Source organism: Gammaproteobacteria bacterium, from assembly GCA_009838035.1.
GTDB lineage: Bacteria > Pseudomonadota > Gammaproteobacteria > Steroidobacterales > Foliamicaceae > Foliamicus.
Map to the genome: position 1 here is coordinate 44,696 of VXSK01000020.1, position 21,009 is coordinate 65,704.

18 protein-coding genes are annotated in these 21,009 nt (G+C 64.0%); 12 read left to right on the forward strand and 6 right to left on the reverse strand.

Annotated elements, in window-relative coordinates; genetic code table 11:
• Positions 1-17: 17 nt before the first annotated feature.
• Genes F4Y72_08850 through F4Y72_08860 form a run of 3 tightly spaced genes read left to right on the forward strand, consistent with a single transcriptional unit; the run spans position 18 to position 2,846 of the window.
• Complete coding sequence (locus F4Y72_08850; protein MXZ28397.1) at positions 18-953, forward strand: methionyl-tRNA formyltransferase; 936 nt, start codon at positions 18-20, stop codon at positions 951-953.
• Positions 950-2,287, forward strand: coding sequence for a 16S rRNA (cytosine(967)-C(5))-methyltransferase RsmB (gene rsmB / locus F4Y72_08855; GenBank protein ID MXZ28398.1), 1,338 nt, complete (start codon positions 950-952; stop codon positions 2,285-2,287). Before F4Y72_08850 ends, rsmB begins: the two co-directional genes overlap by 4 nt.
• Positions 2,253-2,846, forward strand: a complete 594-nt coding sequence (locus F4Y72_08860; protein MXZ28399.1) for a DUF4390 domain-containing protein — start codon at positions 2,253-2,255, stop codon at positions 2,844-2,846. Before rsmB ends, F4Y72_08860 begins: the two co-directional genes overlap by 35 nt.
• Here the strand turns inward: F4Y72_08860 and F4Y72_08865 are convergent.
• The 4 genes from F4Y72_08865 to F4Y72_08880 all read right to left on the reverse strand — a co-directional run bounded on the left by F4Y72_08865 (position 2,843) and on the right by F4Y72_08880 (position 7,068).
• A complete protein-coding gene (locus F4Y72_08865) occupies positions 2,843-3,523 on the reverse strand; it encodes a sulfite exporter TauE/SafE family protein (protein MXZ28400.1) in 681 nt (226 codons plus the stop codon). The genes F4Y72_08860 and F4Y72_08865 overlap by 4 nt on opposite strands.
• A gap of 100 nt (positions 3,524-3,623) precedes the next feature.
• Complete coding sequence (locus F4Y72_08870) at positions 3,624-4,724, reverse strand: pyridoxal-phosphate dependent enzyme (GenBank protein ID MXZ28401.1); 1,101 nt, start codon at positions 4,722-4,724, stop codon at positions 3,624-3,626.
• On the reverse strand, positions 4,691-5,311 hold the full coding sequence (locus F4Y72_08875; protein ID MXZ28402.1) for a hypothetical protein: 621 nt from the start codon (positions 5,309-5,311) through the stop codon (positions 4,691-4,693). The genes F4Y72_08870 and F4Y72_08875 overlap by 34 nt, the downstream gene beginning before the upstream one ends.
• Positions 5,312-5,313: 2 nt before the next feature.
• The gene (locus F4Y72_08880) at positions 5,314-7,068 is read right to left on the reverse strand and encodes an arginine--tRNA ligase (GenBank protein ID MXZ28403.1); all 1,755 of its coding nucleotides are present in this window, start codon (positions 7,066-7,068) and stop codon (positions 5,314-5,316) included.
• Here F4Y72_08880 and F4Y72_08885 point away from each other — a divergent pair.
• The 3 genes from F4Y72_08885 to F4Y72_08895 are packed head-to-tail and all read left to right on the forward strand — an operon-like array spanning position 7,068 to position 12,162.
• Entirely contained in the window at positions 7,068-7,772 is a 705-nt protein-coding gene (locus F4Y72_08885; protein ID MXZ28404.1) for a sigma-70 family RNA polymerase sigma factor, read from the forward strand. The genes F4Y72_08880 and F4Y72_08885 overlap by 1 nt on opposite strands.
• Entirely contained in the window at positions 7,766-8,815 is a 1,050-nt protein-coding gene (locus F4Y72_08890) for a DUF4974 domain-containing protein (protein MXZ28405.1), read from the forward strand. The genes F4Y72_08885 and F4Y72_08890 overlap by 7 nt, the downstream gene beginning before the upstream one ends.
• 29 nt (positions 8,816-8,844) lie before the next feature.
• The gene (locus tag F4Y72_08895; GenBank protein MXZ28406.1) at positions 8,845-12,162 is read left to right on the forward strand and encodes a TonB-dependent receptor plug domain-containing protein; all 3,318 of its coding nucleotides are present in this window, start codon (positions 8,845-8,847) and stop codon (positions 12,160-12,162) included.
• Between the two features lie 153 nt (positions 12,163-12,315).
• Here the strand turns inward: F4Y72_08895 and F4Y72_08900 are convergent, their stop codons facing one another.
• Both F4Y72_08900 and F4Y72_08905 read right to left on the reverse strand, forming a co-directional pair.
• Complete coding sequence (locus F4Y72_08900; protein MXZ28407.1) at positions 12,316-12,696, reverse strand: type II toxin-antitoxin system VapC family toxin; 381 nt, start codon at positions 12,694-12,696, stop codon at positions 12,316-12,318.
• Positions 12,696-12,950, reverse strand: a complete 255-nt coding sequence (locus F4Y72_08905; protein MXZ28408.1) for a type II toxin-antitoxin system prevent-host-death family antitoxin — start codon at positions 12,948-12,950, stop codon at positions 12,696-12,698. The genes F4Y72_08900 and F4Y72_08905 overlap by 1 nt, the downstream gene beginning before the upstream one ends.
• A 54-nt stretch (positions 12,951-13,004) precedes the next feature.
• Here F4Y72_08905 and F4Y72_08910 point away from each other — a divergent pair, with 54 nt between their 5' ends.
• The 6 genes from F4Y72_08910 (at position 13,005) to F4Y72_08935 (ending at position 21,008) form a co-directional block, all read left to right on the forward strand.
• Entirely contained in the window at positions 13,005-13,694 is a 690-nt protein-coding gene (locus F4Y72_08910) for a sigma-70 family RNA polymerase sigma factor (protein ID MXZ28409.1), read from the forward strand.
• Between the two features lie 104 nt (positions 13,695-13,798).
• Entirely contained in the window at positions 13,799-14,872 is a 1,074-nt protein-coding gene (locus tag F4Y72_08915; GenBank protein MXZ28410.1) for a DUF4974 domain-containing protein, read from the forward strand.
• A 30-nt stretch (positions 14,873-14,902) separates the two neighbouring features.
• Complete coding sequence (locus F4Y72_08920) at positions 14,903-18,292, forward strand: TonB-dependent receptor plug domain-containing protein (protein ID MXZ28411.1); 3,390 nt, start codon at positions 14,903-14,905, stop codon at positions 18,290-18,292.
• Between the two features lie 171 nt (positions 18,293-18,463).
• A complete protein-coding gene (locus tag F4Y72_08925) occupies positions 18,464-20,002 on the forward strand; it encodes a hypothetical protein (GenBank protein MXZ28412.1) in 1,539 nt (512 codons plus the stop codon).
• Between the two features lie 117 nt (positions 20,003-20,119).
• Positions 20,120-20,431, forward strand: coding sequence for a DUF1778 domain-containing protein (locus F4Y72_08930; protein MXZ28413.1), 312 nt, complete (start codon positions 20,120-20,122; stop codon positions 20,429-20,431).
• The gene (locus F4Y72_08935; protein ID MXZ28414.1) at positions 20,421-21,008 is read left to right on the forward strand and encodes a GNAT family N-acetyltransferase; all 588 of its coding nucleotides are present in this window, start codon (positions 20,421-20,423) and stop codon (positions 21,006-21,008) included. Before F4Y72_08930 ends, F4Y72_08935 begins: the two co-directional genes overlap by 11 nt.
• Position 21,009: the final 1 nt, after the last annotated feature.

Genomic DNA, 21,009 nt, shown 5'->3' on the forward strand with positions numbered 1-21,009 from the left:
GTCACTGTCGCTTCACCATGACCGCGCCTGCCAAGCTTCTATTTGCAGGCACGCCGGATTTTGCGCTGGCAGCGTTGCGCGCCCTGCACGGAGCGGGCCATGCCATTCCGGCCGTGATCACGCGGCCCGATCGCGCCGTCGGCCGCGGGCGCAGGATCGCGGCCTCGCCGGTCAAGAGATGGGCGCGGGAAACCGGGCTGAACCTGCTGCAGCCGGCAAGCTGGAAGGACGCGTCACTGACGCGACAGCTTGAGGACTTCGGCGCCGACCTGCTGGTGGTCGCAGCCTACGGATCGATCCTGCCGGCCGCCGCGCTCGATGCATGCGCGCTCGGCGCGGTCAACATTCACGCGTCGCTGCTGCCCCGCTGGCGCGGCGCCTCGCCGGTCGCGGCGGCGATTCTGGCCGGCGACGGCCACACCGGGGTCACGCTGATGCAAATGGATGCCGGCCTGGACACGGGCCCGCTGCTGGCGGCCCGGCGCACCGCAATCGAGCCGCACGAAACCACTGGGACCCTGGAGCGGAGGCTGGCCCGGCTGGGTGCCGATCTGCTGATCGAGCAGCTTCCCGCGATCCTCGCCGGAGAGCTTGAAGCAGTTCCGCAGGATGCGGTCCTGTCCACCTACGCGCCGCTGATCGCCAAGCGGCAGGGCCGCCTGGACTGGACCCTGTCGGCCGAAGCGCTTGCCCGTCGCGTGCGTGCCTACGATCCCTGGCCGGTCGCGCACGCGATGTGGAGCGACAGGCCGCTGCGCCTTTGGAAAGCGCAGGCGCTGGAGGGCTCTGGAGGCGAGCCGGGTCGCGTCCTTGATATTTCGCGCGCCGGAATGGACGTGGCGACCGTCTCCGGCATGTTGCGGGTGCAGGAGGTCCAGTTGCCTGGCCGCCGCCGCATGCCCGCAAGCAATGCGGCGCGCGGCGCCCCTCTGGCCGAAGCGGTGCTGACGTGAGCGGGACCGGCGCCGGGCCCCGGCGGGTGAGCGCGCTGACCGTCTACGGCGTGCTGCAGGGACGGAGCTACCCGCGCGCGCTCGACGCCGCCGGATATTCGGAGCTGACGCCCGAGCGGCGGGCGCTGGCCGCGGAACTGGCGCTGGGGGCGTTGCGCTGGCATCACCGGCACGCGCAGTTGCTGGAACGGCTGATGGAGCGGCCGCGTCCGTCCGGCAAGCTCGGCGCTCTCCTGTCCGTCGGGCTGTTCCAGCTTGTCCGCACGCGGATCCCGGACCATGCCGCCGTGAGTTCCTGCGTTTCCGCGGGCAAGTCGCTGCTCGGCCCGGCCCCGGCACGCGCGGTCAACGCGGTCCTGCGCCGCTATCTGCGCGAAAGCCCTAGCCTGGAGAAGGCGGCCGATCAAAGCCTTGAGGGGCGCTACTCGCATCCCGAGTGGCTGATACGCCGATTGCAGGCCGCATGGCCGGGTCGCTGGAGTTCGATACTGCGGGCCGGCAACCGCAAGCCGCCGATGTGGCTGCGGGTCAATCGCACGAGGACCGGGCGCAAGGCGTACCGGATGCAGGCAACCTGCGCCGGCCCGTGGCGTTTCGCTCTGCCTGCCGATCTGCCGGACGCGCTGCAGCTCGATCCTCCGGGGCCGGTCCGCGATGTGCCCGGTTTTGCCGAAGGCCTGGTGTCGGTTCAGGACGCCGGGGCACAACTGGCGGCGCAGCTGCTCGGCGTTCGCCCCGGCATGCGGGTCCTGGACGCCTGCGCGGCGCCCGGCGGCAAGACCGCGCAATTGCTCGAGTTGTGCCCGGACCCGGAAGAGCTGGTGGCGCTGGACATCGATGGCGAACGGCTGGCGCGGCTGGAAGAGAATCTTGCCCGGCTCGGCTTGAGCGCCACCGTTCGCCGCGGCGATGCCTTGCGCCCGGAGGAGTGGTTCGACGGCGTCGCTTTCGACCGCATTCTGCTCGACGCGCCCTGCTCGACGATCGGCGTCATTCGCCGCCATCCGGACATCAAGCACCTGCGCCGCGATGACGACATTGCGCCTTTCGCCCGCGTGCAGGGACGGCTGCTTGAAAGCCTCTGGCCGCTGCTCAAGCCCGGCGGGCGCCTACTCTACAGCGTTTGCTCGGTTTTACCGGAAGAAACCGGTGATGTAATCCGGCGCTTTCTGGGCGAAAATAGGGGCCTGGCCCGTGAAGTCAGGAGTTGCGGCGGCGTTACCGGGGGATGGGCGCTGCCCTTGACGCGACACGGCTATCACACACTGCCCGGGAGGCGTTGCGCCGACGGACATTTCAATGCGCTGCTTGAGAAGCCGCTTCAGATTCGCTGATACGCCCGCCCATTTCGGGCTGCTGGCGCTGGTTTGCCTGCTTGGCCTTCCCACGGCGGCCCCGGCATCGGAGGTTGACGTGCGCATGGCCTACGCGCGCGCGGACGGGGAAAGCTGGCTGGTTACCACGCGGGTGGACATTGAGCTGGATGAAGAGGCCGAGCGGCTCTTGCGCGCCGGGCTGAGACTGAGGTTCGAGGTGGAATTCGCCGTGGCCCGGCCAAGGCCCGTGATCCCCGACAGTCAGCTGACCCTGGTGGTGCGCACCGTTTACCTCGAATTCGACCGCGAGGCCGACCGCTTTGTCGTCAGTTCCCCGTCGGCCGACGCCCGCGCGGAATTCGCGACGATGTTCTCCGCCCTGCGCAAGATCGGCTACGTGGCCGATCAGCCCCTGGCCCGCCGGGATGAGCTTCAGCCCGGAGAACCGCATGTTTTCTCCGTGCGGGCGCGGCTGTTTCCGGAGGAATCGACCTGGTGGCGCCGCAACGTAAGCGGCCGCCTGGGATTCGGGCTGGTCCTGCGCAGCGAAACCTACACCTGGTCCGTAACGCCTTAGCCGCGCAGCAGCAGGCTTGCGGCCATCGCGGCAACGGCGATGAGGAAAACGGCGCGAATCAGCGGCTCCCCTCTTGACACCGTCAGCCGCGCGCCCAGCCATCCCCCCGCGGAGTTGCCGATCGCCAGCGCCAGGCCAGCCAGCCACAGGATTTCCGATTGCCAGGCGAAGATCGCCAGCGCCAGGACCGTGTACGGCAGGATGATCACGACCTTGTACATGTTCACGCGCACCAGGTCCATGCCCAGAATGCGATTGAGCGCCGGCATCAGCAGGAACCCCACGCCCACCTGAATAAAGCCGCCCCAGGCGCCGGCAAACACCAGTGCCGCATAGCCCAGCCAGCGGCGGCCGGGACCGAGGGCCGACGTCGGAGCGGCCTTCCCGCGGCGCAGGATCAGCAGCGTGCAGACCACCATGGTCAGAACCACGATCCGGTCAAACCACGGCCCGCTCATCCGCACGCCAAGCGACGCGCCACCCAAGGCGCCGGCGCATGCGAACAGCGACAGGAACAGCGCTTGCTTCAGTTCGCCGAAGCCGTGGCGCCGGAAGGTGCCCAGCGCCACCAGGTTCTGGGCGATGATGGAAACGCGCAGCGTTCCGTTGGCGATCGGCGCCGGGACGCCGGCCAGCAGCAGCACCGGGAGCGTAAGCAGCGATCCTCCGCCCGCCATCACGTTCAGAAAACCCGCCGCGCAGCCCGCCAGCGCCAGCAGCGGCAGAAATTCCGGCGGCAGCGAGTCGCTCACGGCGCGGACGGCTGCAAAAAGCCGGCTAGGTTGGCGGCAGGCTCGCCCGGATGACCTCGGGCAACGCTTCGCGATTCAGGGTCGGCAAGCCGGCGGGCGCCGGCCGCGAGTTGTAGGTGTTCCAGAACAGCAGGTTGCGGTCCTTGTGGCGTCCATTGCGCCCGTCGCTCAGCATGGCCGCCGCGCCCTTCCCGGAGTAGGTGTATTCCAAATGCGTGTTCGTTTCCCGTTTCATGAATTCGATCGCCGCCAGCGCCTCGTCGGTGGGCAGCGCATAGCCCGAACCCAGGAACTCGGTGCGAAACTCCACGCGGCTCAGGGGCTCGTCTTCGGGCAAGGGGCAGATGCCGTCCAGCAGCTGTCTCAATTGCCCCGCCAGCGACCGGATCCTGCTCATCGACATCATGTTGTCGGACACGACGCGGGCCGCCACTATGCGCGTGGACAGTCCGGCCAGCGCAAGTCCCAGGTCGAGCCCCAGCGTGCTCCCGGAAGACCCGCAGGGCAGGTATATCAGGTCCGGCGCCGGACATTCCCCGGCCTTGACCTGCCCGGCCAGTTCGAGCGCGCCGCAGACGTAGCCCAGACAACCCAGCACCGAGGACCCCCCCAGCGGCACCTCGTACCAGGCGCCCTCTTCGGCCAGCAATCGCTCGCGCTCGCGCGCGGTTGCCTCCCGGTCGGCCGCCGCGATCAGCCGGGTACCCAGCAGGAGGTGGCAGCGAAGCGTTTCCTCGACGTAGGGCGTGGGCGGCTGGGGACGGACGATTCCGCAGCACTCGAGGCCGAGACCGCGGGCAGCGTGCGCGGTGGACAGAACGTGGTTGGATCCCACGGCGCCGTAGGTCAATACGCCCCGATAACCGCCCTCCAGCGCGTCGGCCAGCAGGAACTCGAGCTTTCTCAGCTTGTTGCCGCCGTATTTCGCGCCGCTGATGTCGTCGCGCTTGATCCAGGCGGAGCGGGCGCCGAGTTCATCGGCGAGCGAGTCATGGCGGTCCACCGGCGTGGGCGTATCGGCGAGGGCGCGCCAGGGGAAGCCTTGTCGAATGGCCTCGCCGCAGGCGCGGACCCGTGAGGCGGAAATCAACTCTATTGGCTCAGCTTGAGCAAGTAGAAGTCGAATCGATGCTGCTGCAGCCGGGCGCGGTCCGTGTTCAGCTGCGCGAGATCGTCGGTGGGACCGATCCGGACGCGGTAATAGGTCTGCCGGTCCACCATCACCGGCTGAATGCGCGCCGTCATGCCCACCAGCGCCAGCCTGGCCTTCAGCGACTCGGCCTCGGTCTCGCGGACGAACGCGCCCATCTGCAGGACGTACATGCCCGGCGTATCCACCGGACTGGGCGCCGGGGTTGGCGGCTCGGTATCCGGAACCTGTGATGCGGCAGGCTCGGTGGCGGTCGAGGCCACGGTTTCCGGGACGGACTCGGACGCGGGCGCCCCGGTGTCGGGCTCGGCAGCCGCGGGTTCTCCGGCCGGCTCGGGCCTGAAGGCCAGGGTTTCCTCCACGACCTCCTCGCCGCGTTCGAGCATGGTGTAGAAATCGAAGGTTGGGGACGACGACGGATTGTCTGCCGGCGTGCCCGACGAAGGCTGCGCCCACCATTCCGTGAGCATTGGGTAGCCCCAAAGGCCCAGCACCAGGCCCAGCACGACGCCCGTCACGAATTGGCCCCCGCGCCAGCCGCCGGATTTCTTTCGTTTTGCCATGCCTACATGCTCCTCGGGGCGGATACGCCCAGCAATCCCAGTCCGTTGCGCAGGACCTGGCCGCTGGCCTGCGCCAGCAGCAGCCGCGCACGGCGCAGGCCGGGTTCGGCGTCCAGAACCTTGCAGTGGTTGTACCAGCCGTGGAATGCCTGCGCTACGCCGACCAGGTAATGCGCCAGCACCTGCGGGGCCCGCTGCACGGCTGCCTGCTCCACGGTTTCGGGCAGCCGCGCCAGCGCCAGCATCAGGTCGATCTCCCGCGGGTGCTCAAGCAGGCCGGCGTGTTCCTCGCCCTGATCCGGGCTGAAGCCGATCCCCCGCGCGCGCATCTTTTCGAACAGGCTGGCAACGCGCGCGTGGGCGTATTGAACGTAGTAAACCGGATTGTCGTTGGACTGCTTCCTGGCCAGATCGAGGTCGAAATCAAGATGCTGTTCTCCTGCCCGGGATACGTAGAAGAAACGCGCCGCGTCCACGCCGGCTTCCTCGCGCAGGTTCCGCAGGGTCTCGAACTCGCCGCCGCGGGTGGACATCGCCACCCGTTCACCGCCGCGGTAGAGGGCCACGAACTGCACCAGCCGGACCTCCAGGCTCGAGGGCGGTTCGCCCAGCGCCTCAAGGCCGGCCCGCACGCGGCCGACATAGCCGTGATGGTCCGCGCCGAGCACGTCGAGCAGCACGTCCGCGCCACGCTTGCGCTTGCCGTAATGATAGGCGATGTCGGACGCGAAATAGGTGCTGCGGCCATCGGCCCGAACCACCACGCGGTCCTTCTCGTCGCCGTATTTCTCCGCGGGAAACCACAGGGCGCCGTCGCTCCGGTAGGTGACGCCGGCGAGTTTTTCCAGGCAGGCGTCGATTTCTCCGCCCGTCACCATTTCGCGCTCGGACTGCCAGTGATCGAATCGCACGCCGAACTGCTCAAGATCGTCGCGAATATCGTCCAGCACCCATTCGCCGGCCAGGCGCCCGATATCGGCAAACAGTTCGTCGCCCAGCGTCTCGCGCGCGGCGACAATGAGCGCGTCCACGTATGCGTCCGCGTCCTTGCCGTTCGCCGGTTCCCCCTGCTGCCCGGCCGAATCGCCGCTCGCGCTGCGTCTGGCGGCTTCGGCGGCCTCGGGCAGTTCGCGGGTCATGCGGGAGGAGAGTTCGGCAACGTACTCGCCACGATAGGCGCCCGAAGGGAAAGTTTCTTCGCCACCGGCCTGTTGCACCATCCGCAGCCATACCGAAAGGCCCAGCACGGCCAGTTGCCGCCCGGCATCGTTGACGTAGTACTCGCGCCAGACTTCGTGACCGGTCGCCTCAAGGAGGCGCGCCAGGCAGTCGCCGATCGCCGCGTGGCGGCCGTGCCCCACATGCAGGGGCCCGGTGGGATTGGCGGACACGAACTCCACCAGCACCTTCCGGCCCGCGCCGAGATCGCAGGACCCATAGGCATCGCCGTCCGCAACGATGCGGACGAGTTCGGACTGCAGCGCGCCGGGGTCCAGCCATATGTTGATGAACCCGGGCCCGGCGGTCTCGACGCGCCCGATCAGCGAATGCCGCGAAAGCCCGGCAGCAATCTCTTCGGCAATATCGGCGGCCGGCCGCTTGAGCCTGCCGGCAAGCTGCATCGCGGCGCTGGAGGCATAGTGCCCATTGCGCGCGTCCCGGGCCTGCTCCAGTCCGGCGTATCGAAGGCTGTCGGCGTGGTCCCCGGCAACCGAAAGCAGGGCTTGGTCAAGTAGGATGCTAAGAGCTTTCTTCATTGCCGGGCCGCAGTGAATTTTATGCTTTGCCGGAAGCGACGGCAGTGCCAGCGCGGGGTAACAGGCAAGCCTGGCCGTTGATTCTTATAGGGAGGTGTTCCATAAGCACTTTGCCGGGCGGTCGCAGCGACAACATCGTCAACCTGGCTTCACGCGACAGGCCGGGTCGAAGGCGGCTGGTCAAGAATCTGTTCGACCGGCATGCCCGGGCCCTGCGCCTGTTCCTGCTGGGGCGGGCGGTTCCGCAGGACCGGGTCGAGGACCTCTTGCAGGAACTCTTCGCGCGGCTGATGGAAGTCGAGCAACTGGAAGAAAAGATGTCCGACGCAACCGGAAGCAATCGTTCCTATCTCCTGACGATGGCCAACAACCTCATCGTGGACCGGCAGCGCAGGTTGCGAGTGCGCAGCAACTACGCGGCGGCGCAGCGGGCAATCGAAAGCGAACAGATGGATGAGCACACGCCCGAGAGGATCGTCGCGGCGCAATTGGAACTGGAGGCCATCAAGGCCGTCATCAGGAACATGCGCCTGAATTGGAGAGTGGCGCTTGTACTGCAGCGCTATCGCAACATGAGCTATGCGGAAATTGCGCTGCACATGGGGGTGACGGAGAAGCAGGTCGAGAACTACATCGTGCGGGCCATGCGGCGCGTCCGCAAAGCCAGGCGGAAGATCAGGGCCGCGGGAGAAAGATCGTGCTGAAGAGCCTCCAGGAGATTTTGCGCGGCGACGTGGAGCACGCGTTGCTGCACCTTTGGTCCGAACGGTTGTCGGAGGCCAATGCGGCCGCGATTCGCAACCGTGTGCGAAGCGATCCGAAGTACCGGGAAGCGTTCGACGGTTCTCTTGAGGTGCTCGCTTCAATGGAGGGATTGGCGGACGATGACGAGATCGGGGAGATGGTCCTGGAATACCGGCGCCTGATCCAGGAGCGCAGGGCGAAACGCAGTGCGGCCCTGGGAGTGGCCGCCGGCGTGATCGTGGCAATTGGCGCCGCCGTGCTTTATTTCGCGCTTTGGAGCGCGCCGGACGACAGCCACCTCGAGAAGTACTTCACCCGCGTCGGGGAACAGCAGACCATAGAACTGAACGACGGAAGCGTTGTGACGCTGAATACCGGCGGTCAGTTGGTGGTGGACTACAACGAGCGGGAACGGAGAATTCTCCTGGAGCGTGGCGAAGCCTATTTCGAAGTCGAGCGCGACCCCGGCCGTCCTTTTACGGTGGAACTCGGAGTCCGCTCCGTCACCGCGATCGGCACGGCGTTCAATATCCGCAAGCATCCGCAGCAGTACCAGGTGGCCGTGATCGAGGGCGCGGTTTCCCTGCATGAGTTGGCGGATGCCGCGCGCGCTTCGCCTCCGCCCATCTCCGCGGATGGCGAGGCGGTGGTCATACCCGCGCGCTCCGGGCACCTCCTGGAGGAAGGCTGGGTGGCCGAGTTCGATGTAAGCCGGAATGAGATCAGGGCGTTTCGGCCGGAGACCATGGAACGGTACGAGGGTTGGCGCAGCGGAATGCTGAGCTTCTACCGGGAGCCGCTGTTCCAGGTGGTCCAGGAGTTGAACCGCTACTCGCGCAGAAAAATCCTGATTGAAGATTCCGCGGTCATGGACCTGACCGTCTATACGGCCCTGAGCGTGTATGAGATCGATTCCGCGCTCGACGGCCTGGAGAAGCTGCTGCCGATCGAAGTCAGGCGGCACTACGACCGGATCGTGATTACCGGCTCGGAAGGCCGGTAAATCAACAAGACGATCCAAAGGTGGGGACCATGAACAGAACTTTGGGAAACATCAAGACGACGGCGCTGCCGGCAGTGGCCACTGTTGTGCTGGCGCTCGCGGGAGCAGCCACGTCGGCTCAGTCCGAGGAAACGCTGACGCTGGATATCGAGCCGCAAAAGGCCGGCCCGGCGCTGGTAAGCCTGGCCAGATCCTCGGGCGTGCAGATCATGCTTACCGAGGGAGACGGACAAGAGGTTGAAGTCGACGGCTTGAAGGGCGAATACCGGTTTGAGGAAGCCCTGGCCGCCATGTTGACCAACACCGGCCTCGAATACGAGTTCGCCTCCGAAAACGTCGTGCTCGTGCAACAGGCGCAGGAGGGCGAGGACGCCGACTCCGATGCGGCTGCCGAAGAGCCCGCTGTGGAGGAAGAAGAAGAGCCGCTGGAACTGGAGAAACAGGTTGTGACCGGCTCCCGCCTGGTGGGTGGCGACCCGACCGCCAGGATATACAGCTACACGGCCGAGGACATCGCGGCCCGCGGCGTGTCCACGCTGGAGGAGTTCTTCCGCACCCTGCCGTGGACCTATCCGTCCATCACCACGCAGACCAACACCAGTCTGCATTTTGATGGCTCCGATCAGGACGAAGAGTACATCGAGTTGGGGCTGGGCATCTCCACGGTCAACCTGCGGAACATGGGCTCGGCCAATACGCTCGTGCTGATGAACGGCCGGCGAATTGCCGGCGCCGGGCAGGAGGACGACTTCGCCAACGTTCTTAACGTTCCGCTCTCGGCCATCGAGCGCGTGGATATCCAGTTGGACGGCGCTTCGGCGGTATACGGATCCGACGCCATCGGCGGCGTGGTGAACTTCATCACCAAGAGGAACTACTCCGGCCTGTCGCTGGACTACCGCCAAGAATTCAGTTCCACCGATGCGAACCAGAACACAGCCAGCATTACGGGCGGGTATGCATGGGGCAGCGGCAATGTTACCGCCATCGTTTCGCGCGATACCTCCGATCCGATTACCAACGCCAAGACCGGGCTAACCACGCTTGATTTTCGGCCAAGGCTGGGCCCGGAATTCGATCTTCGCAGCTATACGATCGGTCAGCCCGGCGTGGTGTGTGAATTCGAGGCCCCTTCGTGGGCGCCCACGTTTTACCGGTGCGTGCGCAACGGGCCCCGTTATCAGCTTCCCGCAAACCACAGCGGTGCGGGCGCCACGGTGGACGACTTCATCGTTTTCGCTCGCACAGACCCGTCTCCTATCCCCTATGACTCGCTCTTGCCGCAAAATGGCGAGGAATCGACAACGGACTCGTTCACCGTCAATTTCGAACAATACTTGACGGACGATCTACGGGTGTACGCGGATCTTGCCTACTCCAAACGCGAGTCATACCAGGAGCACGCCCCGCGGATTGTGGGCGTTATCCCGGTACCGTCCACCAACGCCTACAACCCCTTTGGTCGCCCCATGCTGGTGCAATACGCGGCGATTCGGGAGTTTCAGGAAGGTCAGCTTCCCCCACATTTCACGGAAGCGGTAAGCGAAAAGCGTGACCTGAACTTCGGAGCGATCTGGCAATTCGCCGACTCGCATGAACTCAGTCTGGACGTCACGCGCACCAAATCGGAACGGGAGGTATACCGGCTGCAGGCACGCGGACGACGCGAGCAATGGGATCCAACGGCCAACGCCTATTACGACGCATTGTCGAGTTCCGACCCGAGCCGTGCCTTCAACTTTTTCGGTAACGGCGAGGCCCAGGTGGCCTCGTTCGATGGGTTTCTGACCACCACCCAAGGCCCCATTACAGGGGACAGCGAAACCCGTCAGTACAACCTCACGCTGCGAGGCAGCCTGTTCGACATGTGGGGCGGGCGGGCTGCGTACTCGGCCGGCGCGGAATATCGCGAGAACATCATCTTCCAGACCCGGACCTTTACCACCTCTTCGTCGGGACGACTCTCTCTGAACATGGAGGACAGCGGATCGAGAATCGGCGTGGACCGGCCGTCCCGCGAGATTTCCGCTTACTATGCCGAACTGGCCCTGCCGCTGATCGGTCGGGAAAACTCACGTCCCGGCGTACATTCCCTGATCCTCAGCCTCCAGGCCCGGCACGACAAGAACGAGTCTACGGGCTCCGCCTACATCGGAACGCGAGGGGCCTACCTGAGTTTTGAGTTCCTGGATCCACTGCCGGTTCCCTACTGGCACCCGGAAGACGGTTGGCTGATATATCAACAGCGCCAGTGGGCCTTCCACTACGCTGACGTGGTGCACGATTTCAACTACACGACCACGAAACAAACCCGGACCAGCCCGAGCGTGGGCCTGCGTTATCAGCCGGTTGAGAGTTTAATAATGCGCACCCGCTGGACGCGCGCCTTCCGCGCGCCGGTGTGGTCCGATCAGTTCCAGACCTGCATTGATCCGCCTCCGGATTCCTTCTGCTCGCCGGATACGCGATTCAGGACCAGCTTCAGTGGCGTGGATCCGTACCATCCGGATGGCCCGACTGAATTCTCCCTGCCTTTTGGAAGTGTCATCCGGCAGGTGTACAACACGGACCTGAAGAACGAGTATTCCGACACGTATTCCGTGGGCTTTGAATGGAATGCGTTGACGATTCCCGGGCTGAAATGGACGGTCGACTGGTCCAAGACCGACTTCTCCAACCGCATCGAAGATGGTGTCGAAGTGGCGTTCATGGCGCAGCTACGCCCCGAATTGATCATGAATCATCCGCAAGTGGTCACCCGCGACGCAAACGGCGAAATCGAGTCGATGCTCTTCCTTCCGATCAATCTCAACGAGAAATACAGCGAACTGATCGACACCAGCCTGCAATACACAATTGACACGAGATTCGGCAGCTTCACGCCGGGAATCGCTTACACGCGCGTCCTGGCGGACCGCGTACAAGTCGGTCCCACGGAGGATAGCCGGCTTGAATTCGAAGGAACGATGAACGGACCTGACGAGTACCAACTGGAAGGCTCGCTGAGTTGGCTGTGGAACCAGTATGCCGCCAGCGTGTTCGTGTACTACACGCCTTCGTACGTCAACGACCGCGCAGCCTACTGCAGCAGCGCACGCCAGAACGTTCCCAACAGCCGTTGCGCCGCGATTCCCTGGGAATGGTTGAGTATCGACGTGGGCTCGCTGACCACGGTGGATCTGACGTTCACCTACCTCATGGACAATGGACTGCGCATCCGGGTCGGGGGCCGCAACATCCTTGACAGGGCCGCCCCGCCAAACGTGTTCGGCGGCCTACCGTACGATCCGACCCGCTGGGACGCGCGCGGGCAGGTGTTCTTCGTCGACCTGAACTGGGAGATATAGACCTCTTTCATCGCCGGTTCCGATCCCGTGCGGGGGGACCGGCGATCCCGGGAGCGAGTGCGCCGGCCTCCGGCAGCGGGCGGGCCTATTGTCCCGGGCTCAGTATTGGCGCCTCGCTCCCGGCTCTTTTCCGCAACTCCGACTTGCCTGTATTCACGCCGCCAGCGTGCGCACGTCATAGCGGCGGATACGGGCATCCCGCGTAACGAGGATCAAATTTTCGCATTGCGCCTGGGCGATAAGGAACCGGTCGAACGGGTCGCGGTGATGCATGGGGAGACGCCCTGCCTGCTCCGCGTGCTGGAAGGACAAGGGCAGATGCGTGAAGCCTCGTTCCGTAACCATCGTCCCCAGATTGTCGGGCGCCGTAATCCGGCCCTTCGCGCGTTTGACGGCAATCTCCCAGCCGGAAATCGCGCTGACGAGGACTTCATTGCGAGGGTCGGCAATTCCGTCGTGCGCGAGTTGGGTCAATTGAGGAACGTCCGACAGCCACCATATGAATGCATGCGTGTCCAGCAACAGGCGCTGCATTATCGATCCGAGTCCGGGAAAACCTTCGAGTTCTCTATCGCCTCCGTGAGCTCTTCGTCTTCCTCGTCGAAGTCGGGAGAAATCCAGATGCGGCCTTCCAGCCCACCGGATTTTCGTGGCTCCAGGGATTCACGATACGGCGTCAGACGCAACCAGGCCTCCCCCGCTCGGGCGATTACGATTTCCTCGCCTTCCCAGGCCAGCTTGCCCAGTTTCGAGAGTTGCGATTTCGCTTCGTGCATGTTCACTTTCATGGCGGCGGCCTTGCATTAGCTAATGCGGGCTAAGTCTGACGAGCCGTCACGAAATTGTCAAGGCGCATTTCGTGCCTCTTTGTGCGCAATTCCCGCCAATTCAGAGAAAGGAGTATTCTTGGGGAGTCGATCGGGATCGGGAGGAGACCCATCAACACCGCTTTCAAGCGCGGTCAAGACAATGTCATCGACCTGGCATCGCACGGGCGGCCGGAGCGAAGGCGTCTGGTCGAGCGGCTATTCGGCGAGCACGCGCATGCGCTTCGGGTGTTCCTCAAGGGGCGGCTGGTTCCGCCGGACGAGATCGAAGACCTTGTGCAGGAATTGTTCGTCCGGCTGATGAAAGTGAAACGGCTGGAGGAGAAGATGTCCGCCTCCTCCGGCAGCAACCGCTCCTACCTCCTGACCATGGCCAACAACATGGTTGTCGACCAGCAGCGAAAGGCGAGCATCCGCAGCAACTATGCCGCCCGGCAGAAGGGAGTTCCGGGCGATCACATTGATGAGCGGACACCCGAGGAAATCGTTGCGGCGCAACTGGAGCTGGAAGCCATGCGGGCCGTCATCCTGGCGATGCGCCCCAGCTGGCGGCAGGCCTTCGTGCTTCACCGTTTCCGCAACATGAGCTACGAAGATATCGCCCTGCACATGGGCATGACCGTCAAGCAGGTCGAGAACTGCATCGCCCAGGCGATGAAGCGAATCCGCAAGGCCCGCCGCAGGATCGAATCCGCCGGAACATGATCCTTCCGGGAGTGGGGGCATCGCCCCCACGGCGTCCCGCCCTCGCTCGAAGGAAGACTCAGGGAAATTTCGTGCTGGCACGTTAATTGCATTGGAGAGCTTGCATGCTGAAGAATCTTCAGGACATTTTGAACGGCGGAGTGGAGCAGGCGCTGTTGCGCCTGTGGTCCTCTCAACTGTCGGAAGCCGAGGCTGCGGCGATCCGCAGCCGGGCCAAGGACGATCCCAAATACCGCGAAGAATTGCTCGCTGCGCTGGATGCGCACGCAGGTATGGAAGACCTGGCCGACGATCCCGCGATCCGGGCTATCGCGGACGAGAGCGCGGAGCTGAGCAGGCTGCAGCGCTCGCAACGACGAGCGCGTTTCGCTGTAGCCGCCGGCATTGTGCTAGCGGTCGGCGCAACCCTTATTTACCTTGCGCCCTGGAGCGGTCCGGACGATAGCCATCTCCAGCGTCACTTCACCCGGACCGGCGAGCAGAAGACCATCGAGCTGGACGACGGCTCCGCCGTGACGCTGAACACCGCCACGCAACTCGTGGTGGACTACGGCGCCAACGGGCGAAGGATTCTGCTGGAGCGCGGAGAAGCCTTTTTCGACGTCGCCGAAGATCCGCAACGTCCATTCACCGTGGAACTGGGCGTTCGTTCGGTCACCGCCATCGGGACCGTGTTCAACGTGCGCAGGGACCCGCAGCGCTACGAAGTGGCGGTTCTGGAAGGCGCGGTGGCTATTCATGCCTTGACTGAAGATGCTTCGGCTGGGGCGCTGCCGGTTTCAACCGACGGCGAGGCCGCGGCGGTTGACGCGCCCGGGCAGCGCCGGGTGGACGCAGGTTGGCTGGCGGAATTCCACGTAAGCCGCAACGAGCTGACCGCGTTCCAGCCCAAGTCGATGGACCGCTACCTGGGCTGGCGCAATGGAATGCTGCGTTTCGACCGCGAGCCCCTGTACCGGGTCGTGCAGGAACTGAACCGCTACACCCGCAAGAAGATCCTGATCGAGGACGCGGCGGTCATGGAATTGAGCGTGTATGCGTCGGTGAGCGTGAATGAGCTGGATTCTGCACTCGACGCCCTGGAGCAATTGCTGGCCATCGAAATCACGGAACACTACGACCGGATCGTGATCACCGGTTCGGAAGGGAGGCCCCCCGCGCGCGGCGCCGGGGGCTGATCGTTGCACTCATCCCTGGAGGTAGGGACCATGAAGAGCATTACGAAATCACTTGGGACACTTGCCTATCCGGCGCTGGCGGCGCTGGTGCTGTCGCTGGGCGCGGCCGGCGCTTCGGCGGACGACGCCGAAGTCCTGACTCTGGACATCAAGTCTCAGCAGGCCGGTTCGGCGCTGATGGAGCTGGCCGGTTCCTCCGGCGTTCAGATCCTGGTCTCGGACGAGGCCGGCGCGGACGTCGAGGTGGAGGGCCTGACGGGCGAATACAAGTTCGACGACGCCTTGGCCGCGCTGCTGACGGACACCAGCCTGGCGTACGAGTACACGTCGGATAACGTGGTGCTCGTGCAGCAGGCGCAGGCGCAGCCGCAGGAGTCCGGCCAGCTTGAGGAAGTGGAAGCGCCCGACGAGACCGCGTCCGTGGAGGAAAGGGAGGACCCACTCGAGCTCAGTCAGCAGACGGTGACCGGTTCGCGGTTGCTCGGCGGCGATCCCAGCGCAAGGGTATTCAGCTTTACCGCTGAAGACATCGCCCGCCGAGGCGTATCCAACCTTGAGGATTTTTTCCGCAGGATGGCATGGCATCAGGCTTCTCTCAACTCGCAAACCAGCAACGCCAACTCTATCCACACCAACGACGCACGTTACAGCCGCGATAGCGTGCTGCCGGGTAATGGCCTGGGCGTGTCGGCCCTGAACCTGCGCGGATTGGGCTGGGAGAACACGCTGGTGCTGATGAATGGACGGCGTCTTGCCGGCACCGGAGGCATTGAGGACGACTTCGTGAACCTGCTCGATGTGCCGCTGGCGGCGATCGAACGGGTGGACGTGCAACTGGACGGCTCGTCGGCGGTGTACGGCTCGGATGCCCTTGGCGGCGTTGTGAATTTCATCACCAAGAAGGATTACCAGGGTTTATCCGCCACTTATCGGCGTTCCTACAGCTCCACGGACGCCGACAGCGACAACGCCAACATCACCGCCGGTTACGGATGGGGCAGCGGAAACATCACCGCCATTGCTACCCACTCCACCAGCGAACCGATCAACAACGCCAAGACCGGCTGGACGACGCTGGACTTTCGACCGCTGTTCGGGCCCGAGTTCGACTTCAGGGACTTCCTATCCGGACAGCCGGGCGTGGTTTGCGTGCTCGGCCCGCCCAGGCAATGGAATCCCGCCTATCCGCCCAGCTACCGATGCCCGGGATCCTATGACCCGGTCCAGCGCGCGTTTCTGACCACCTACCACCAACTGCCCGCCAGTCATAGCGGCGCCGGGGCCACGGCGGACGATTTCGTTACCTGGCGGGGCAACTACGCCACGCCATCTCCTGTGCCACTGGACGAACTCCCGCCGCAAAACGGTCAGGAGCGCGAGAACATGGGGTTGGTCCTGAGCATGGAGCAGTACTTGACGGACGACTTGCGGCTGTTCGCCGATGTGAAATGGAACACAAGCGAGAACTATCAGGAATTCAGCCGTCGAATGTCCGGCAATGCACTCCTGGTTCCGGCCAGCAACGCCTACAATCCCTTCGGCGCACCGGTGCAGGTACGCTATGCGCCCGTGCATGAATTCGAAACCGGCCTGTTGCCCGTTCAATACGACTGGTCGGAAAGCGAGAATCGCACCATTGCTGTCGGCGGCTTCTGGAACATCGCCGATAGCCATGTGCTGGAAGTGGAAGCCAATCGCACCAAGTCGTGGCGCAACACGCGCGGCTACCGCGCCACAGGCACCCGCGGCGCCCTGGATTCGACCGCGGAGGCGTTTTACGCGGCGCTCTCCAGTCCGGACCCGGCGCGGGCGCTGAATCCGTTCGGCAACGGCACGGCTCAGGGTTCGGCGTTCGCGGAATTTCTGACCGATGGCGGTCTGGGGGCCGATCTCCCCTACGAGGGCGTTACCGAAACCCGCCAGTACAGGCTTTCGGTGAGCGGCAACACCTTTGACCTGTGGGGCGCCGGGCCCATCGTCTATGTCATAGGCGCGGAGTACCAGCAGAGCATCATCTATTATTCGCAGGACAACACCAACACGGACCTGGAAGGCATAGACGAGACCTTGAACTGGCTCCTCGGTTCCACGTTCTGGGTGGGCCAGGAGCGTCCCACCCGCGATACGGGCGCCTTATTCACCGAACTGTCCATTCCACTGATAGGACCGGACATGAACATACCTCTGGCGGACAGCCTGAATCTGACCTTGCAGATGCGCTACGACCGCTACGAAACGCAAGGCGTATCGGATGGGCTGGAAACGCCCCAGATCATGATTCGATACTACTACTGGGATCCGTTCGCCGCAGAAATCAGGCATACCGTGCGGAGTTGGCCCAACCGCATCCTGAATCCATCCCAGGTGCATACCGCCAAGGTTACCGACAGCAGCCCGCGCATCGGTATTTACTACAAACCCACGCCCACCGTCACCTGGAGGATGTCGTGGCAGCGCTCATTCAATGCGCCCAACTGGCGCGATCAGTTCAGCCCTCGGGAGCCCTTTCCGCCGTCCGTTTTCGCCAGCAACTCCTTTCGCAGGATTGTGGACCCGTACGACCCGGATGGCCCCACCGAGATTACCCGGGACCTCGGCGTAACCCAGGTGACGCAGAATTACACCCCGGACATTGACGCCGAACACCTCGACAACTGGTCGGCAAGTCTGGAGTGGGCGCCCGAAATATTGCCGGGCCTGCGCCTGAGCCTTGATTGGCGCAAGGCCGAATATACTGACCGGATCGCTAGAAGCACCCTCTGGATCTACGACAACCCCGAGTGGCTGCTCGGCCTCGACGAGATCGCCGTGCGCGACGAACGTGGCAACCTTCAGCAAGTGATCCATCGCAATATAAACATCTCCGCAGACTACAACGAGATGTTCGACGCGAAAGTCGAGTATCAGGTGGACACGCGCTGGGGGCTGTTCATGCCGCAGATCGGCTACTCGCGCTATCTTGATGATTACCGCAAGATCGTTGAGGATTCCCCCGAAATATCCAATGTGGGAGAACTCGGAGGCCCCAACGTTTATCAGTGGAGCGCGTCGCTGGGGTGGGAGTGGAACTCCTGGAGTGCGTTCGTGTATATGAAATACACGCCTAGCTACGTTGACCCGCAATTCCTGTACTGTAATCCAAACCATCTGGCCATGGAAGGAACGCGCTGCACGGAGGTTTGGGAATATGCCTCGCAGGATATTTCATCGCTTACCACCGTGGATATGACAGTGACCTACCAGATGGATAATGGGCTGCGCATTCGCGCCGGCGGCACCAACATCCTGGATCGCGAAGCGCCGCTGGCCATTTCCCGTTCAAGCAGTCAACTCCCCCAACCCTACGATGCGTCACGCTGGGACGCGAAGGGCCAGGTGTTGTTCCTCGAGTTGAACTGGGAGTTTGGAGCCGACGACTGATCGCTCCGTAATGTAGTCCCCTCGACGCCGGCCGCGAAGGGAATCGACGGCCGGCGCTCGAATCGCGAGGAGGGGGTCCGGGAGAGGGCGCCTTCGTTGCAGGAAGGTGAGCGCCGGCGGCGAGGGTAAGATGGCCTGCCTCCAGAAGGCATGGGTGTCGGAGCAATGCGCGTGAAGTCCTCTCTTGTTCGAAGTCTGGCGTTGGCGGTTTGCGTCTGCGCCTTGTTGCCGTCGGTCGTGGCGGCGCAGGAAGCGGGACCCGGCGGCAGCGCCGAAGCCAAGGTGATCGGCGATCACGTTCTGGTGCCCGTGACCCTGAGCACCGAGGCGTTCCGCAAGGAGACGCACCTGGTGCTGGATTACGCGGCCACCACGCCGCTGCACATCTACGGTCAGATTTTCGGGGCGGTGCGATTCGGCGAAAACGAGCAGACACTGAAGATCCTGGGGGCGGAGGGACTGCGGCTGGAGGTGCCCAGGGAGGGCGTGCGGCCGACCGCGCGTGGATCGCCGGAATCGAATCTGCTGCTGTACCTTGGCAACCGCTATTCCAGCGAACTCAAGGAGATCGACGTGGCGGCGATCCTGGGCGGTCCGGTGCTGCGGCGCTTCGCGCTGGGAATGAACCTGGACGAGGGCCGCGTGTCCTTCGCGCCCGCGGACGAGGCCAACGCCTTGGACGCCCGGCTCTGGGCGCAGTCGGTCATCACCGGCCTTCAGACCACGGAGGAGGGCCGGGTGCTGGCGCCGGTCAGCCACGGCGACGGACGGCCTTCGCTGATGGCATTCAACACGGCGGGCTACCACAGCTACGTCAATGCGGAAACGGCCACGGCGCTGGGCCATCCGTCCGGCGACCTGCCGGACCTTCATTTCGGCGCAGGCGATCAGCGCGTCCGCCTGTCGGGGATGGCGGCGCTTTTTCCCGTGGACTTCAATGACGATCCGCGGTTTTCCCCCGACTGGCTGGTGGTTCCGGGACTGAGTCTGTGGACGGCATATCGTCTGGAGATCAACCCGGCGCAGGGCTACCTGGCGCTGGAGCCGGTGCGCGACAGCAACTACTCCGAGGCGGACTTTGCGTTCTACTCGGCGGCGGCGGCCGGCGACCGGGGGAAACTGCAGGCCTATCTGCGCGAGAACCCCGAGGACCGCAACGTGGCCGAGGCGGCCGAGGCGCTGTTCGGGCTGGGGCTGGAGGAGAACGCTTCGGTCGAGGAGCAGATGGAGGCGGTGGATTACCGCCTGTCCGCGACGCTGGAGCGCATGAAGTCGGACTGGCTGGGCGGGACCGCGCTGGGTCTTCATTTTTCGGAGGAACGCGACGCGCGCTCGGCGCTGATCGTGGCGCTTGCGGAGAAGGCCCTGGAGTTCATCGCCCGTTCCGACAATCCCGGGTTGCGCCAGCAGTTGCAATTGATGCTGGGCGACCGCTACCTGTTCGCCGGCGAAGCCGAGGAGGCGTGGAAGGTCCTTCTCGCGGCCGGATTCAACGGCGACCCGCAGCTGGACGGCGTGGTCCGCCACGAACTGGGACGCGCATACGAGGCGCTGGGACGGCACCGGCGCGCGTACTCCAGCTACCAGCGCGCTCTTTCGCCGCTGGTCCAGACCCCGCCCGACATGCAGGAAAGCGCCCGCGCCGGCATGGATCGCATCCGCCCGCTGCTCGACCCCGACGACCCCCTGCTTGCGGAGGAAGAGAGCTGACGCAGCCTCGCCGTCCAGACGTTTACTCCATCCGACGGCGACGAACTGGACTGACGTATTATTCTTGCTATGTACGGCAATGTGCCGTACACTGGAATTCCCACCAGGGGCAAGACTATGCTGAACTTTTCTGATGCAGCTGCAGTAATCGACGAGCCGAAATCGGCCCGTATGGAACAGCGCACGAAACCATCGGTCAAGGCTCAAATCCAGAAGGCCGCAGCGTTGCTGGGCGTTGATGAGACCACATTCGTAACCAGTGCTGCGCTGGAGCGCGCCAGGGCCACGATTGCGGATCAGGAGCGCACGCTGCTATCGGCCGAGGCATGCAAAACAGTACTTGCCGCACTTGATAATCCACCGGAACCCACGGAAGCGTTACGCGAGGCTATGGCCCTGCACCGAGCACGGATGCCCGATGGCGGCTGAACCTTTTCCCGGCGAACCGCTGCTACTTATTGAGCCGCTGGATCCCGGTAAACATGATCGGGCGGGATTCTCCTGCGGGATTGCCCGTCTGGACAATTACCTTAAGTACACGGCAAGGAAGCACCATGCCGGCGACTTCACCCGAGTCTGGGTTGCAACCAGGGCAAAACAAAAAGAGATCGTCGGATTCTATGCCCTGAATGCTCACTCGCTCCTCGGCGATCAGCTGCCCGCTGATCTCACGAGAAACGCACCATTGCATGGCGGCATCCCTGCGATCTATCTTTCGATGATCGCCGTCAACCGGCCCGATCAGGGTCAGGGCATCGGCAGGTTTCTTCTTGCCGACGCGTTGACACGCAGCGTCGGTGCAGCGGATCAGATCGGCCTGAAGACTGTGGTTCTTGATGTCATCGATGATGGCGGTTCGAAGATGACTGCAAAGAGGGTGGCCTTCTACGGCTCCATGGGGTTCCAGACGCTTCCTGGCTATCCAACGAGAATGTTCATTGGAATAGAAACCATTCGCAGGGCCCTTTCAAGGTCAGGGAAGGAGAATGGCCGCCTCGGTTGTTAAT

Excerpts from the sequence above, each read along its gene's own strand:
- F4Y72_08850 (MXZ28397.1), top strand. The coding sequence starts at position 18 with ATGACCGCGCCTGCCAAGCTTCTATTTGCAGGCACGCCGGATTTTGCG.
- F4Y72_08860 (MXZ28399.1), top strand. The coding sequence starts at position 2,253 with ATGCGCTGCTTGAGAAGCCGCTTCAGATTCGCTGATACGCCCGCCCAT.
- F4Y72_08865 (MXZ28400.1), bottom strand. The coding sequence starts at position 3,523 with ATGGCGGGCGGAGGATCGCTGCTTACGCTCCCGGTGCTGCTGCTGGCC.
- F4Y72_08875 (MXZ28402.1), bottom strand. The coding sequence starts at position 5,311 with ATGGCAAAACGAAAGAAATCCGGCGGCTGGCGCGGGGGCCAATTCGTG.
- F4Y72_08880 (MXZ28403.1), bottom strand. The coding sequence starts at position 7,068 with ATGAAGAAAGCTCTTAGCATCCTACTTGACCAAGCCCTGCTTTCGGTT.
- F4Y72_08895 (MXZ28406.1), top strand. The coding sequence starts at position 8,845 with ATGAACAGAACTTTGGGAAACATCAAGACGACGGCGCTGCCGGCAGTG.
- F4Y72_08900 (MXZ28407.1), bottom strand. The coding sequence starts at position 12,696 with ATGCAGCGCCTGTTGCTGGACACGCATGCATTCATATGGTGGCTGTCG.
- F4Y72_08905 (MXZ28408.1), bottom strand. The coding sequence starts at position 12,950 with ATGAAAGTGAACATGCACGAAGCGAAATCGCAACTCTCGAAACTGGGC.
- F4Y72_08915 (MXZ28410.1), top strand. The coding sequence starts at position 13,799 with ATGCTGAAGAATCTTCAGGACATTTTGAACGGCGGAGTGGAGCAGGCG.
- F4Y72_08920 (MXZ28411.1), top strand. The coding sequence starts at position 14,903 with ATGAAGAGCATTACGAAATCACTTGGGACACTTGCCTATCCGGCGCTG.
- F4Y72_08930 (MXZ28413.1), top strand. The coding sequence starts at position 20,120 with ATGCTGAACTTTTCTGATGCAGCTGCAGTAATCGACGAGCCGAAATCG.
- F4Y72_08935 (MXZ28414.1), top strand. The coding sequence starts at position 20,421 with ATGGCGGCTGAACCTTTTCCCGGCGAACCGCTGCTACTTATTGAGCCG.